This window comes from Rhodoferax sp. (assembly GCF_030646845.1).
In the GTDB taxonomy this organism is placed as follows: domain Bacteria; phylum Pseudomonadota; class Gammaproteobacteria; order Burkholderiales; family Burkholderiaceae_C; genus Rhodoferax.
Genome location: NZ_JAUSLE010000072.1, coordinates 38,041 through 51,241 on the forward strand (window position 1 = coordinate 38,041; position 13,201 = coordinate 51,241).

Genomic DNA, 13,201 nt, shown 5'->3' on the forward strand with positions numbered 1-13,201 from the left:
TGACCCGGATGTTGACGCAGCGCAAACTCCGGGGATTGAAACGCCAGCTGGCGTCACGCGGCCCCTGCCGCCAGCTGGCCAAATGCAGCGACAACCTCCGCCGGGGCCTGCACCAGTTCAATCAACACCCCCTCGCCACTGACGGGGAACTCCTCATTCGACTTGGGGTGCAGAAAACAGATGTCAAACCCGGCTGCACCCTTGCGGATGCCGCCCGGGGCGAATCGCACGCCTTTGGCCGTCAACCACTCGACGGCGCGGGGCAGGTCGTCAATCCACAGGCCCACGTGATTGAGGGGCGTGGTGTGAACGGCCGGCTTCTTCTCCGGGTCCAGTGGCTGCATCAGGTCGACCTCGACCTTGAACGGACCAGCGCCCATGGTGCAGATGTCTTCATCGACGTTTTCGCGCTCACTGCGGAAGGTGCCAGTCACTTCAAGGCCCAGCATGTCGACCCAGAGTTTCTGCAGGCGGGTCTTGTCGGGGCCGCCGATGGCGATCTGCTGGATGCCCAGCACTTTGAAAGGGCGGTTCAGCGTCATGCGAACTCCACAATCACCTGGTCCACGGTGAGCGATTCGCCCTTGCCGGCGGCAATCGACTTGACCACGCCGTCAGCCGCCGCAAACAACACGTTCTCCATCTTCATGGCTTCGATCACGGCCACACGCTCACCGGCCAGCACTTTCTGGCCCGGCTGCACCGCCACCTCCACCAGCAGCCCCGGCATCGGCGACAGCACGTAGCGACTCATGTCAGGCGGCGCCTTGTAAGGCATCAGGGCGTGAAGCTCGGCCGCGCGCCTGGAGAGCACCAGCGTGTCGATCTGCGTCCCGTTGTGCGAGACCCGGATCGCCAGCGGATTCTTGCCTGCCAGGCCACCGCGCTCCACCTGTGCCGTAAACGGCGCACCATTGCAGGTACCGCTGACGCGAACTTCGCCCAGCCGGTAGTTGCTACATATTTTGTAGCTGCTGGCGCCCACTTTGACGAGGCTGGAGCCGGTTTTGCCTTCAAAGTCGGTCACGGTGACAGGCGTTGGCGTGGTGACACCTTGCTGCCCCAGCGTCACCACGACGAAGTCTTCGCCCACCTCAATCTCATGGCCTTCCATCTGGCCGCTGATGGCCGCGGCGCGATTGCGGAACTTGCGGTTGACAAAAGCAGCCAGCGCAATCAGCAGATTGGCGTCGTCATGGGGCACATCTTCGGCCCTGAAGCCCTGCGAATAGTTCTCGGCAATGAAGCCGGTGTTGAAATCCCCCGCGACAAACCTGGGGTGCGCCAGCAAGGCTGCCTGAAACGGGATGTTGCTGCTGACGCCACGGATCACAAAGCCATTGAGTGCTTCACGCATCTTGGCGATCGCATCCAGCCGGTCTTTACCGTGCACGATCAATTTGGCAATCATCGAGTCGTAAAACATCGGAATCTCGCCGCCGTCCTGCACGCCGGTATCGACCCGGACGCCGTACCACTGGCTGGTGTCCGATGCAAACATGGTCTCCTGCGGCGGCTGAAAACGCACCAGGCGGCCGGTGGATGGCAGGAAATTGCGGAACGGGTCCTCGGCGTTGATGCGGCATTCGATGGCCCAGCCCTCGCGCTTGACCTCGGCCTGCGTCAAGGGCAGCTTCTCGCCCGCAGCCACGCGGATCATCAGCTCCACCAGGTCCAGCCCCGTGATGCATTCGGTCACCGGGTGCTCCACCTGCAGACGGGTGTTCATCTCCAGGAAGTAGAAGCTCTGGTCTTTGCCGACCACGAACTCGACCGTCCCTGCGCTCTGGTACTTCACAGCTTTGGCCAGCGCCACCGCCTGTTCGCCCATGGCCTTGCGGGTGGCGTCGCTGATGAACGGCGACGGCGCTTCCTCGATCACCTTCTGGTGGCGGCGCTGGATGGAGCATTCGCGTTCGTTCAGATAGATCACATTGCCGTGGCTGTCGCCGACCAGCTGGATTTCGATATGGCGCGGTTCCTCGACAAATTTCTCGATGAACACGCGGTCATCACCAAAACTGTTGCGCGCCTCGTTGCGGCAGCTGGTGAAGCCCTCGAAGGCTTCCTTGTCGTTGAAGGCGACGCGCAGGCCCTTGCCGCCGCCACCGGCACTGGCCTTGATCATGACCGGGTAGCCGATGCCCTTGGCAATCTCGACCGCCTTTTCCGGCGTCTCGATCGCGTCGTTGACACCCGGAATGCAGTTCACGCCCGCCGCACCGGCCAGCTTCTTCGATTCGATCTTGTCGCCCATGGCGGCAATCGAGTAGTGCTTGGGGCCGATGAAGACAATGCCTTCTTCTTCCACCCGCTTCGCAAAGCCGGCGTTTTCGCTCAAGAAGCCGTAACCGGGGTGCACTGCCTGCGCGCCGGTTTGTTTGCAGGCCGCGATGATCTTGTCGGCCAGCAGATAGCTTTCGCGGCTGGGCGCCGGGCCGATATGGACGGCCTCATCGGCAAGCATCACATGGCGCGCGTCGCGGTCTGCATCAGAGTAAACCGCCACGGTCTTGATGCCCATTTTTTGGGCCGTCTTGATGACCCGGCAGGCGATCTCGCCGCGGTTGGCAATCAGAATTTTGGTAAACATATTCTTTTCTCCTCGGGCCATCAAAGGGGGATGTTGCCGTGCTTGCGCCACGGATTCTCAAGCTTCTTGTCACGCAGCATCACCAGCGAGCGGCAGATGCGCTTGCGGGTTTCATGCGGCAGGATCACGTCATCGATGAAGCCGCGAGCGCCCGCCACAAACGGGTTGGCAAATCGGGCTTTGTACTCGGCTTCCTTGGCCGCCAGCTTGACCGGGTCGCCCTTGTCTTCGCGGAAGATGATCTCCACCGCGCCCTTGGCGCCCATCACCGCAATCTCGGCATTGGGCCAGGCAAAGTTGACGTCGCCGCGCAGGTGTTTGGAGCTCATCACGTCGTAGGCGCCGCCATAGGCCTTGCGCGTGATGACGGTGATCTTCGGCACCGTGCACTCGGCGTAGGCGTAGAGCAGCTTGGCGCCATGCTTGATGATGCCGCCATACTCCTGCGACGTCCCCGGCATGAAACCGGGCACGTCCACAAAAGTGATGACTGGGATATTGAAGGCATCGCAGAAGCGCACAAAGCGCGCTGCCTTGATCGAGCTCTTGATGTCCAGGCAACCGGCCAGCACCAGCGGCTGATTCGCCACGATGCCCACGGTCTGGCCTTCCATGCGGCCAAAACCAATCAGGATGTTCTTCGCGTATTCGGGCTGCAGCTCGAAGAAGTCGCCATCGTCCACGGTTTTGACGATGAGCTCTTTGATATCGTAGGGCTTGTTGGCGTTGTCAGGCACCAAGGTGTCCAGGCTCATGTCCATGCGGTCGGCCGGGTCGCCGCTGCGGCGCACCGGCGCCTTTTCACGGTTGTTGAGCGGCAGGTAGTTGTAGAGCCGGCGCAGCATCAAAAGCGCTTCCACATCGTTCTCAAACGCCAGGTCGGCCACGCCGCTTTTGGTGGTGTGGCTGATGGCACCGCCGAGTTCTTCCGCCGTCACGTCTTCATGGGTCACGGTTTTCACCACTTCCGGACCGGTGACGAACATGTAGGAACTGTCTTTCACCATGAAGATGAAGTCGGTCATGGCCGGGCTGTAGACGGCGCCACCGGCGCAGGGGCCCATGATCATGCTGATCTGCGGCACCACGCCGCTGGCCATCACGTTGCGCTGGAAGACGTCGGCATAACCGCCGAGTGACGCCACGCCTTCCTGGATGCGCGCGCCGCCCGAATCGTTGAGACCAATCACCGGCGCGCCGACCTTCATCGCCTGGTCCATCACCTTGCAGATCTTCTCGGCATGGGCCTCGCTCAAGGCACCGCCGAACACGGTGAAATCCTGGCTGAAGACGAAAACCAGACGACCATTGATCATGCCGTAGCCGGTGACCACGCCATCACCCGGGATCTTGTTGTCCTGCATGCCGAAATCGACGCAGCGATGCTCGACAAACATGTCCCACTCTTCGAACGTGCCCTCATCGAGCAGCAGCTCCAGACGCTCACGGGCGGTGAGCTTGCCCTTTTTGTGCTGCGCGTCGATGCGTTTCTGGCCACCACCCAAACGCGCGAGTTCGCGCTTGGCTTCAAGTTGTTCAAGTATGTCGTGCATGGTTTTCTCTCTTTGCGAAGTACTGATCGTCTCGTTGATTTGTCGCTATTATTTTGATAGCTATCTACGCCCTGTTCCTGTGGGCCAGAAGCAGATTTCTTGCCGCAGTCGATGCCGCCAGGCGGCCCGCCAACACCTCTTGCGTCAGTTGCGGCAGCAACTCTTTCACCTGTGCATGCTGGCGAAACGCCTGTTTCAAACCGGCATCAATGCGCTCCCACATCCAGGTCAGCGACTGCTGCTGGCGACGTGCCGCCAGCTTGCAGTTGGCGGTCTGAAGGGTTTTGAATTCACTCACGGCAGCCCAGAAGATGTCGACGCCCTGCCCGTTCAGGGCACTGAGCAGCAGCGCCTTGGGATGCCAATTCTTTTCATCGTGGCTGCCAAACAGGCCCAGCAGCTGCATGGCAGATGTAATCTGCAATTGCGCGCGCTGCGCGGCAACGGCGTCAATGTCGGCCTTGTTGATCACCACCAGGTCCGCCAGCTCCATGACGCCCTTCTTGATCGCCTGCAGATCGTCGCCCGCGTTGGGCAGTTGCATCAGCACAAAGATGTCGGTCATGTTGGCCACAGCTGTCTCGCTCTGGCCCACGCCCACGGTTTCGACAATCACGATGTCATAGCCCGCTGCCTCGCACACCAGCATGGCTTCGCGTGTTTTCTCGGCCACGCCGCCCAGCGTGCCACTGCTGGGGCTGGGCCGGATGTAGGCCTGCTCGTGGACCGAGAGCCTTTCCATACGCGTCTTGTCACCCAGGATGGAGCCGCCTGACACAGTGGAAGATGGATCGATGGTCAGAACCGCCACGCGATGGCCCTGCTCAATCAAATAAAGGCCCAATACCTCAATGAAGGTGGATTTGCCGACACCCGGCACGCCGCTGACCCCGAGGCGAAACGAATTGCCGGTGTGGGGCAGCAACGCCGTGAGCAGTTCATCCGCTTGCGCACGGTGGTCGGCGCGGGTCGATTCGAGCAGGGTGATGGCTTTGGCGATGGCGCGGCGCTGCGCACTCCCGACCGAATTGACGATCGCGGTAACGGAAATGGGAGAAACTGGCCCTGGGGCCCAATCTCGTTGCGGGTTGTTTGTCTCCGGCGGCATGCTTTTCCTGAATTGGGATCTAACCCCAAATTCCTACTTGGCCAGCGCCTTCTTGATTTTCTCCAGCACGTCTTTCGCGCTGGCCGGAATGGGCGTACCGGGACCGTAAATGCCCTTGACGCCAGCCTCGTACAGCATCTCGTAGTCCTGGCGTGGAATCACACCACCCACGAACACGATGATATCGTCGGCGCCCTGTTTCTTCAGCTCGGCGATGATGGCCGGCACCAGCGTTTTGTGGCCCGCTGCCAGCGTGCTCACACCCACCGCATGGACGTCGTTTTCGATCGCCTGGCGGGCGCACTCTTCGGGTGTCTGGAACAGCGGCCCCATGTCCACGTCAAACCCCAGGTCAGCAAAGGCGGTGGCCACCACTTTGGCGCCACGGTCATGGCCGTCCTGCCCGAGTTTGGAAATCATCACGCGCGGGCGACGGCCTTCCTTTTCCGCAAAGGCGTTGATTTCAGTCTTGAGGGCTTCCCAGCCCTCGGCCGAGTCATAAGCTGCTGCATACACGCCGGTCACCTTTTGTGTGTCGGCGCGGTGGCGCCCGTAGATTTTTTCCAGCGCATCACTCACCTCGCCTACCGTGGCGCGCAGGCGCATGGCCTTGATGACCAGGTCCAGCAGATTGCCGGAATTCGATTCTGCTGCAGAAGTGATAGCAGCCAGCGCATATTCCACGAGGGCTGGATCACGTTTTTGCTTGATAACCTTCAGACGTTCGATCTGCCCGTCGCGCACGGCCACGTTGTCGATGTCGCGTGACTCAATCGCGTCTTCAGTCTTGAGTTTGTACTTGTTGACGCCGACGATCACATCCTTGCCGCTGTCGATGCGCGCCTGCTTTTCAGCCGCGGCCGCTTCAATCTTCAGTTTGGCCCAGCCGCTGTCGACGGCTTTGGTCATGCCGCCCATGGCTTCGACTTCTTCGATGATGGTCCACGCGGCGTCGGCCATGTCCTGCGTCAGTTTTTCCATCATGTAGGAGCCGGCCCAGGGATCGATCACATTGGTGATGTGCGTCTCTTCCTGAATGATGAGCTGGGTGTTGCGGGCGATGCGCGAACTGAACTCGGTCGGCAGCGCAATCGCTTCGTCAAAGCTGTTGGTGTGCAGTGACTGGGTGCCGCCGAACACTGCCGCCATCGCCTCGATGGTGGTGCGCACCACGTTGTTGTACGGGTCTTGCTCGGTCAGCGACCAGCCGCTGGTCTGGCAGTGGGTGCGCAGCAACAGGCTCTTGGGCGACTTGGCCTCAAAGCCTTTCATGATGCGGCACCACAGCAGGCGCGCCGCACGCATCTTGGCCACTTCCAGATAGAAGTTCATGCCAATGGCCCAGAAGAAGCTCAGGCGCCCGGCAAATTCATCCACGTCCATGCCCTTGGCAATGGCGGTCTTCACATATTCCTTGCCGTCGGCCAGCGTGAAGGCGAGTTCCAGCGCCTGGTTGGCGCCCGCTTCCTGCATGTGGTAACCGCTGATGGAAATCGAGTTGAACTTCGGCATGTTCTTTGCCGTGTATTCGATGATGTCGCCAATGATGCGCATGCTGGGCGCGGGCGGGTAGATATAGGTGTTGCGCACCATGAACTCTTTCAGAATGTCATTCTGAATCGTTCCCGAGAGCTTGTCCTGGCTCACGCCCTGTTCTTCGGCGGCCACCACGTAGCCCGCCAGCACCGGCAGCACGGCGCCGTTCATGGTCATGGAGACGCTCACCTTGTCCAGCGGAATCTCGTTGAACAGGATCTTCATGTCTTCCACACTGTCAATCGCCACGCCCGCCTTGCCGACGTCACCGGTCACGCGCGGATGGTCGCTGTCATAGCCACGGTGCGTCGCCAGATCGAACGCCACGCTCACGCCCTGGCCGCCGGCGGCCAGCGCCTTGCGGTAAAACGCGTTGGATTCTTCTGCCGTGGAAAAGCCCGCGTATTGCCGAATCGTCCAGGGCCGCACCGCGTACATGGTGGCTTGCGGGCCACGCAGGTAGGGCTCAAACCCCGGCAAGGTGTTGGCGTAAGGCAGGTTCTGGGTGTCGGCTGCGGTGTAAAGCGGCTTGACCGTGATGCCGTCGGGGGTCAGCCAGTTGAGTGCATCCACGTTGCCACCCGGTGCGGACTTGGCGGCCGCCTTGGCCCACGCCTCCAGGCTGGCGATCTGAAATTCAGGATATTTTGGGGTCATGACGGATGGCGTTTGCGATGAGTTTATCGAAATGATCTGCCCCGAGCAGGATACGGATTGCTCCAGCCCAAGCACGATTCTATGAATTACCCGTAGTTTACGTTATTTATAATTATTGATTCAAAATATTGTTTCAAGCTTACAATCCGGGCCATGGCAGCACTTTCCCTATCTCCCCGTGCACTCTATGAAGACGTGGCTGAACTTCTGCGTCAGCGCATTTTCTCGCGTGAGTTGGCGCCTGGCAGCTGGATTGACGAGTTGAAAATCGCCGAGGCCTATGGCATCAGCCGTACACCCCTGCGTGAAGCGCTCAAAGTGCTGGCCGCCGAGGGCCTGGTCACCATGAAAGTGCGGCGTGGCGCCTATGTGACCGAAGTGTCCGAGCGTGATCTAGCAGATGTGTACCACCTGCTCGGCCTGCTTGAGGCTGACGCCGCCGGCGTGGTCGCAACGGCGGCGACCGATTCCCAAATCGAAGAATTGCAGACGCTGCACCATGAACTGGAGGCTGCCGCCAAGCCAGGTCTGGAAAGCCGGGAGCGTTTTTTCGAGATCAATGAACGCTTTCACATGCGGCTGCTGGAGATTGCCAACAACCGCTGGCGCGACCAGATGGTGGCCGACCTGCGAAAAGTCATGAAGCTCAATCGCCACAACTCGCTACTGAAATCTGGCCGCATTGAGGAATCGTTGCATGAACATCGCGCCTTGATGGCTGCCATTGCCAGACGGGACGCCGCCCTCGCCATGCAGCGCATGCAGGAACACTTCAAGAACGGCCTGGAAGCGGCTATCTGAGGCTGCTTCAGAACGCGTAGAGCGGACCGGTTCCGAGCGATGAGGGCTGGCCCTCGATACCTATGAAGACACGACGTCCGTAGAAGAAGGGCAAGCCCCAGTCAAAAATCTGGGGATAGCCAATGTCGCCTGCCAAAGTTGGTAGCACTGGTTGACCGGTGGCAAAAAGTGACAAGGCGTTGTCAACCGCAAACGAAACCAGCACAGCCACTGCATTGGTGCCGACCAGAGTGGCCGACAAATCGACTCGGCTGGCTGGGGGTGGGCAATAAAAGCCGATGCTGGCGCCTTCACAGACCGGGATTGAAGCGAGATCGAAGAACAGGCCATTGGATCCAGTATCAATGAAGCTATTGCTCAACGTTTGTCCCGCCAACAGTGTGGTGACATAGCCTGAAGCGTTTGTCGTCAGAACCGCGCTGGGTACCAGCTGGTTGTTGGCCTGCGTGCCCATGCCAAAAATAAGTGACCCGCTGAGACTGGGCGCGCTGATGGTGCCTACGGCCGGCAGGTCGATCAGCACGCCGTTGTTGTCGGTAGCGAACAGCGACACCGGGTTCGCGACCTGTTTGGAAATACTTGCCGTAGTTGCGACGGCGGTCGTGCAGGTAAAGTCAGCACAGGTGTAATAGAAGCCATTGGCGGGAATCACGGCACACCCTGACCCGCAGTCTTCCTTGAAAAGACCCAGCCCGACAATGCCGTTCGCACCGAGCGTGGCCGCCGTAGTGATGGCCGTGCCGCCACTCGAACACGCCGCAGCCAAGCTGTTGAACGCCGGGTCTCCAATGATTTGAATAGGCACGCTCGCCGCCGTCTTGCCGCCCAGCACAATGTCCGCAGTTGCCACCGGACCCCAGGCGAATGAGTTGTCAACGAACTGCGCGCAGTTGAGCAATGGAAAACCAGTGCCACCGGTTACCCGACTCAGGCTCAAGGCCGGTGAGACTGCCGTTGACAGCAGCCGCAAGCCGGTGGACCCGGTATCCACCAGCACATGGTCAATGGTCTGACAGGTGATGGTGCCAGGCACGCAAATTCTCACACTGGCGTACAAACGGTTCACGTTGTAGCCTGTGTTTGCTGGTCCACTGTCCACCGTGATGGCCATTACGTTGTTCTCCAGCGGCACGCTGGACGTCGCCGAAGTGCCGCCCCCGCCACCGCATGCGGCAACCAGGGCCGCCGCCAGCCCCATCAATACGGCACGGATCAAAAAATCACTGAAGTACATCTTGAATATTGACCCCAACTGGAATCAGGGCAGGCGCATACGCGTGTCCAAAAAAGTTTCTCATACGCCCGTTGGATCTGACGACAAGACCCGCGCCTTCCATGTTTACCGGTGAGCCGCGCCGTCCCGCCATTCGCGCCTGGTCGGTTTCGAGCTTGAAGGTGCTGAAATAGTCACCGAGCAACGCACGCAGGTCCGGCAACACCGGCCCACGCCATGAAATCGCGAAAACCAGTCCGGCGGGCGTGGCATATTCCCTGACGGTCGTCCCGTTTTCAAGCTGCACCTCGTGAAGCGTGTAAAGGTTGGACTGCACAGTTGACCTGGCGGCAAGTGCTTTTGGGCCGGGCATCGGCGATGCAGATGAAGCCGCCGGGAAGATTGAAGGTGCTTTTCCAAGAGCCGCCACGCCGTCGCCGGCGCTGCCCGCCAGCACCAAGCCGAGCAGCAGCATCCGAACAGTATCGATACAAATATTCAGGTCGATCATTTGTCCTCCACCTCCGGTCGTGCCTGCTTCATCGCATCTTCAACCGACCGTTTCACATGTTTCTGCAATTGCTGGCTTTGCTGCTGTGGATTGACCACCGGCACGGACCCGTTAACGGAGGTTCCTGACGCAATACCAGCGCCCGGCAACGCTCCGACCTGCTTTTTGGCAAGCAGCCCGATGACCGCAACAACGATCAACAAACTCAAGACACCTAAAACACCCCTCATCTCACACCTCTGCCTAGTTCCGCATTGAGAGCACTGGCTTTCAGCATAACTCATCAATGCGGTAACGGGAACCAGTTGGAGGCAAATGGAAGTATGACGCAACAAAAAACCCGCCATGCCAGGAAACATGCGGGCTTTGACAGTGTTTGATACAACCTGAGACAGTGATTTGGTCTGCCCGGAGGGGATCGAACCCCCGACCCACAGCTTAGAAGGCTGTTGCTCTATCCAACTGAGCTACGGGCAGAGATCGAGAGAAAAAAAGATATGGTCGGGGCGAAAGGATTCGAACCTTCGACCCTCTGGTCCCAAACCTGTAGCATTTTCATTACAAATCAAGGACTTACGATCAATTCTGTCTAACAGTATCACGCATTCTAACTTGAAGTTTTCGAGTGAACCTAAAATAACCTTAGACGCCAAATTAGCTGAATTGAAGTCTCACATGTCAACCGCGCCAAGCAGCTAACGCAAAGCAATAAACTCGAGGGCTTCACGCGAGCCATTGCCAAGATGGGACGCCGGCGTGCGCAGGTCGACTACGCGGACCTGCCCCAGATCATCCGAAACCATCGGATGGTGACCGCGTTGAAAGAATCTTCTATTCGATTTGAGCTTTTGAATCTGGATGGGTCGAGCGAAAGATAAACGCCTCGGACAGCAACGTAAGCCTGGTCATGTTGGTCATCGGACTCCTGCTGGCGTTATGGTGCATCGTGCACAGTCTGGGAGCCTTGCTGCTGGCGAGATCTCATGCCTTCGGCCGGGCACTGACAAAGCCGCCACGATCGTCAACGCATGATTTTAAGGAACCGAGAATGAAAATCGCCCGTCACATCGCCCTGATCCTTGGCCTGCTGGGGGTGCTCGTCTGTTCGTGGATTGCACCCATGGATGCGCCGGCCATGACGCAGGTTGATGCTGGCCTCAAGAGGGCGCTGGTCAGCTTTGCTTCCGCACGGGCCCTCAATGGCTTCTTGTCGGTAGTCCAAGCGGCACAGGTGGACATCCAACCGGCAGGCCTTGGGGTCACCCTGTCACCTGGGCAATTGCTGGCTCCGGTGAATGAGCTGGTGAAGCACTTCGCCGACTTGATGCTGCTGGCATGCGTTGCGTTCGGAATTCAAAAGGTCTTGATCAGCATCAGCGGATATTGGTTGATCTCCGTTGCTCTGACTGTGGTGGCGCTGGCGTGGGTGGCGTCCCATCTGCGACAGAGCCAAGCGCCCAGATGGTTGTCGAGGGCGCTTGTGCTGATGTTGATGTTGCGCTTCGCCATACCGGTGGCCATGCTAGGAACTGACGCGCTTTCGCAGAAATTCCTGGCGGCAGACTACACGGCGGCCCAGAGCGCCATCGATACAACGACTGCAGAGGCCGGAAAAGTGAAAGCCCCGGAACCACCTGCGAGCGACGACAAGTCGTGGCTACCCAAAATGCCCAGCTGGGTCCCAAGCATGTCGGAGGTGAAGGATCGGTATACCAAGATGAAACAGGCCGTGGAGCATTCAACGGAGCACATGATCAAGCTGATGGTGGTCTTCCTGCTGCAGACCTTGCTGCTGCCCCTGCTGATGATATGGGCCTTGTTTGGGATAGCGAAGGTCAGTGTTGAGCGGCCGAGTTTGTCGCACCGTCAGGAGCACTAACCAATGTCCGCCAATCAGGAGAATGATTTCCGGTGCGCCGCGCGTGCCAGACGCCGGCATACACTCGCACCGAGTCTGAATCGCCGTCTTCCCCTGTCACCAGGTCACGCGATCGTCAGCATCAAAATGGGGTGCCGGTCGCGCTGCCATTTCCCAGGCCGGCTCGGTTTGTGCCCCGTCATCGATATGCGCGTCACAGTCCGTCCACCACGGTGGCCCGTGTGCGGAGACGAATCAGTGCCAGCGTCGGGCTTGGAGCGACCTGATCAAAAAGATCTACAGCCGGCTACAGTCTTCAAACGACATTCACAATTGCTGGAAGCCGACCGTCAAAATTGAACGTCAGCAATGGAGCGCAGCGTACTTCGGGTGTGCAGCGTTTGCGGGTACTGGCCACCGGCTGCCTCTTGGAAGTTCGATTACAGGGTTTGAATTGCCCGTCAAGCATCCAGGCTGATGGCGCCGATGTCGTCCTGGCCAGTTTTTGCTCGCTGTGCCGATCACGGACTGACCAGGGCATTCATTGGAGAATCACTCGTCAAAATGAATTCGGCACAACCGGACAAAGTTTCATTGACGGCGACAGCTCTGGGGCAGCCAGTCGGAGGCGTGAAATCGCCGTCATGATCGCACAGCCTCCCGATACCTTGATCAACCGCTCAATTCATAATCACCCACCAGTTGCCGGACTTTTGCTGACGCTGCTTGAGGGCGTCTCGCCCCTTAATTGATTTGTCAGACTATGAAAAAAACCACAACCGTCGCCACAATGCACTTCCCTTATCGATTCGACAGACGTTGGAGCGTGTTGTTCTGGGCACTTGGCGTCAGTAAGAACGACGGCGTGTCGATCTACGACAACGGCGATCTTGTCGCGACCTTTGGACGATTCAAAGTGAAAACGACAAGAGATAACGTTAGCCGCACACTTGTGACCGGTCCGCACAGTTGGTACACCGCCGTTGGACTGCGTCTGAGCTTGACTGACGACAGCATCACCTTTGGCACCAATCATAAAAAGGGGCTGAGCATTGAGTTCGTCGGAAAAGTGCCACGTGTCATCGGATTCAGAAGGCATTCGACGCTATGGGTGAGCGTCGCCGATCCAGAAGGACTTGCCACCGCTATAGGGAAGTAGCCAGGGCTGTCACTGCTTGTCCGAAGTGGCGAGTTCGATGCAAGCGCTTCAAAGTAGTGATGCCGGTGCGGGCGTGGAGCAGGCCCCCGCCCAAAATGCGCTGTCCACGAGAGTGATTTTCAGTACCATGGGTACGTCACACACATGGCGCACCGCGGCGCGTCAGACGCGTCAGCTTAATCTGTCACGAGTTGCGCGCCGATTTACCTCGT

At 59.0% G+C, this 13,201-nt stretch carries 12 protein-coding genes and 1 tRNA gene; 4 read left to right on the top strand and 9 right to left on the bottom strand.

Going from position 1 to position 13,201, the window contains the following annotated elements; genetic code table 11:
• Positions 1-53: 53 nt before the first annotated feature.
• The 5 genes from Q7T10_RS18170 to scpA form a co-directional block, all read right to left on the bottom strand.
• Positions 54-542: a VOC family protein gene (locus Q7T10_RS18170; protein WP_304750940.1), complete on the bottom strand. Its 489-nt coding sequence runs from the start codon at positions 540-542 to the stop codon at positions 54-56.
• Positions 539-2,593, bottom strand: a complete 2,055-nt coding sequence (locus Q7T10_RS18175; RefSeq protein WP_304750941.1) for an acetyl/propionyl/methylcrotonyl-CoA carboxylase subunit alpha — start codon at positions 2,591-2,593, stop codon at positions 539-541. Before Q7T10_RS18175 ends, Q7T10_RS18170 begins: the two co-directional genes overlap by 4 nt.
• A gap of 20 nt (positions 2,594-2,613) precedes the next feature.
• The gene (locus tag Q7T10_RS18180) at positions 2,614-4,146 is read right to left on the bottom strand and encodes an acyl-CoA carboxylase subunit beta (RefSeq protein WP_304750943.1); all 1,533 of its coding nucleotides are present in this window, start codon (positions 4,144-4,146) and stop codon (positions 2,614-2,616) included.
• A gap of 64 nt (positions 4,147-4,210) precedes the next feature.
• Entirely contained in the window at positions 4,211-5,254 is a 1,044-nt protein-coding gene (meaB, locus tag Q7T10_RS18185; RefSeq protein ID WP_304750944.1) for a methylmalonyl Co-A mutase-associated GTPase MeaB, read from the bottom strand.
• A gap of 33 nt (positions 5,255-5,287) precedes the next feature.
• Positions 5,288-7,447, bottom strand: a complete 2,160-nt coding sequence (gene scpA / locus Q7T10_RS18190; protein WP_304750946.1) for a methylmalonyl-CoA mutase — start codon at positions 7,445-7,447, stop codon at positions 5,288-5,290.
• Between the two features lie 153 nt (positions 7,448-7,600).
• Between scpA and Q7T10_RS18195 the strand changes: the two genes are divergently transcribed.
• Entirely contained in the window at positions 7,601-8,248 is a 648-nt protein-coding gene (locus tag Q7T10_RS18195) for a GntR family transcriptional regulator (RefSeq protein WP_304750947.1), read from the top strand.
• Between the two features lie 7 nt (positions 8,249-8,255).
• On the opposite strand, the gene Q7T10_RS18200 is transcribed toward Q7T10_RS18195, so the two are convergent.
• From Q7T10_RS18200 to Q7T10_RS18215, 4 genes are all read right to left on the bottom strand, one after another.
• Entirely contained in the window at positions 8,256-9,482 is a 1,227-nt protein-coding gene (locus Q7T10_RS18200; RefSeq protein ID WP_304750949.1) for a DUF3443 domain-containing protein, read from the bottom strand.
• The gene (locus tag Q7T10_RS18205) at positions 9,469-9,972 is read right to left on the bottom strand and encodes a DUF2844 domain-containing protein (RefSeq protein WP_304750951.1); all 504 of its coding nucleotides are present in this window, start codon (positions 9,970-9,972) and stop codon (positions 9,469-9,471) included. The genes Q7T10_RS18200 and Q7T10_RS18205 overlap by 14 nt, the downstream gene beginning before the upstream one ends.
• Positions 9,969-10,181 carry a hypothetical protein gene (locus tag Q7T10_RS18210; protein WP_304750953.1) on the bottom strand — a complete coding sequence of 71 codons (213 nt, stop codon included), beginning with the start codon at positions 10,179-10,181 and terminating at the stop codon, positions 9,969-9,971. Before Q7T10_RS18210 ends, Q7T10_RS18205 begins: the two co-directional genes overlap by 4 nt.
• A gap of 191 nt (positions 10,182-10,372) precedes the next feature.
• Positions 10,373-10,449, bottom strand: a tRNA-Arg gene (locus tag Q7T10_RS18215).
• 571 nt (positions 10,450-11,020) lie between these two features.
• Between Q7T10_RS18215 and Q7T10_RS18220 the strand changes: the two genes are divergently transcribed.
• The 3 genes from Q7T10_RS18220 (at position 11,021) to Q7T10_RS18230 (ending at position 12,989) form a co-directional block, all read left to right on the top strand.
• Complete coding sequence (locus tag Q7T10_RS18220; protein WP_304750955.1) at positions 11,021-11,851, top strand: hypothetical protein; 831 nt, start codon at positions 11,021-11,023, stop codon at positions 11,849-11,851.
• 335 nt (positions 11,852-12,186) lie between these two features.
• Positions 12,187-12,582, top strand: coding sequence for a hypothetical protein (locus Q7T10_RS18225; RefSeq protein ID WP_304750957.1), 396 nt, complete (start codon positions 12,187-12,189; stop codon positions 12,580-12,582).
• An 11-nt stretch (positions 12,583-12,593) separates the two neighbouring features.
• Complete coding sequence (locus tag Q7T10_RS18230) at positions 12,594-12,989, top strand: hypothetical protein (protein ID WP_304750959.1); 396 nt, start codon at positions 12,594-12,596, stop codon at positions 12,987-12,989.
• Positions 12,990-13,201: the final 212 nt, after the last annotated feature.

Coding starts and splice junctions, on each gene's coding strand:
- Q7T10_RS18170 (WP_304750940.1), bottom strand. CDS start 542: ATGACGCTGAACCGCCCTTTCAAAGTGCTGGGCATCCAGCAGATCGCC.
- Q7T10_RS18175 (WP_304750941.1), bottom strand. CDS start 2,593: ATGTTTACCAAAATTCTGATTGCCAACCGCGGCGAGATCGCCTGCCGG.
- Q7T10_RS18180 (WP_304750943.1), bottom strand. CDS start 4,146: ATGCACGACATACTTGAACAACTTGAAGCCAAGCGCGAACTCGCGCGT.
- meaB (WP_304750944.1), bottom strand. CDS start 5,254: ATGCCGCCGGAGACAAACAACCCGCAACGAGATTGGGCCCCAGGGCCA.
- scpA (WP_304750946.1), bottom strand. CDS start 7,447: ATGACCCCAAAATATCCTGAATTTCAGATCGCCAGCCTGGAGGCGTGG.
- Q7T10_RS18195 (WP_304750947.1), top strand. CDS start 7,601: ATGGCAGCACTTTCCCTATCTCCCCGTGCACTCTATGAAGACGTGGCT.
- Q7T10_RS18200 (WP_304750949.1), bottom strand. CDS start 9,482: ATGTACTTCAGTGATTTTTTGATCCGTGCCGTATTGATGGGGCTGGCG.
- Q7T10_RS18205 (WP_304750951.1), bottom strand. CDS start 9,972: ATGATCGACCTGAATATTTGTATCGATACTGTTCGGATGCTGCTGCTC.
- Q7T10_RS18220 (WP_304750955.1), top strand. CDS start 11,021: ATGAAAATCGCCCGTCACATCGCCCTGATCCTTGGCCTGCTGGGGGTG.
- Q7T10_RS18230 (WP_304750959.1), top strand. CDS start 12,594: ATGAAAAAAACCACAACCGTCGCCACAATGCACTTCCCTTATCGATTC.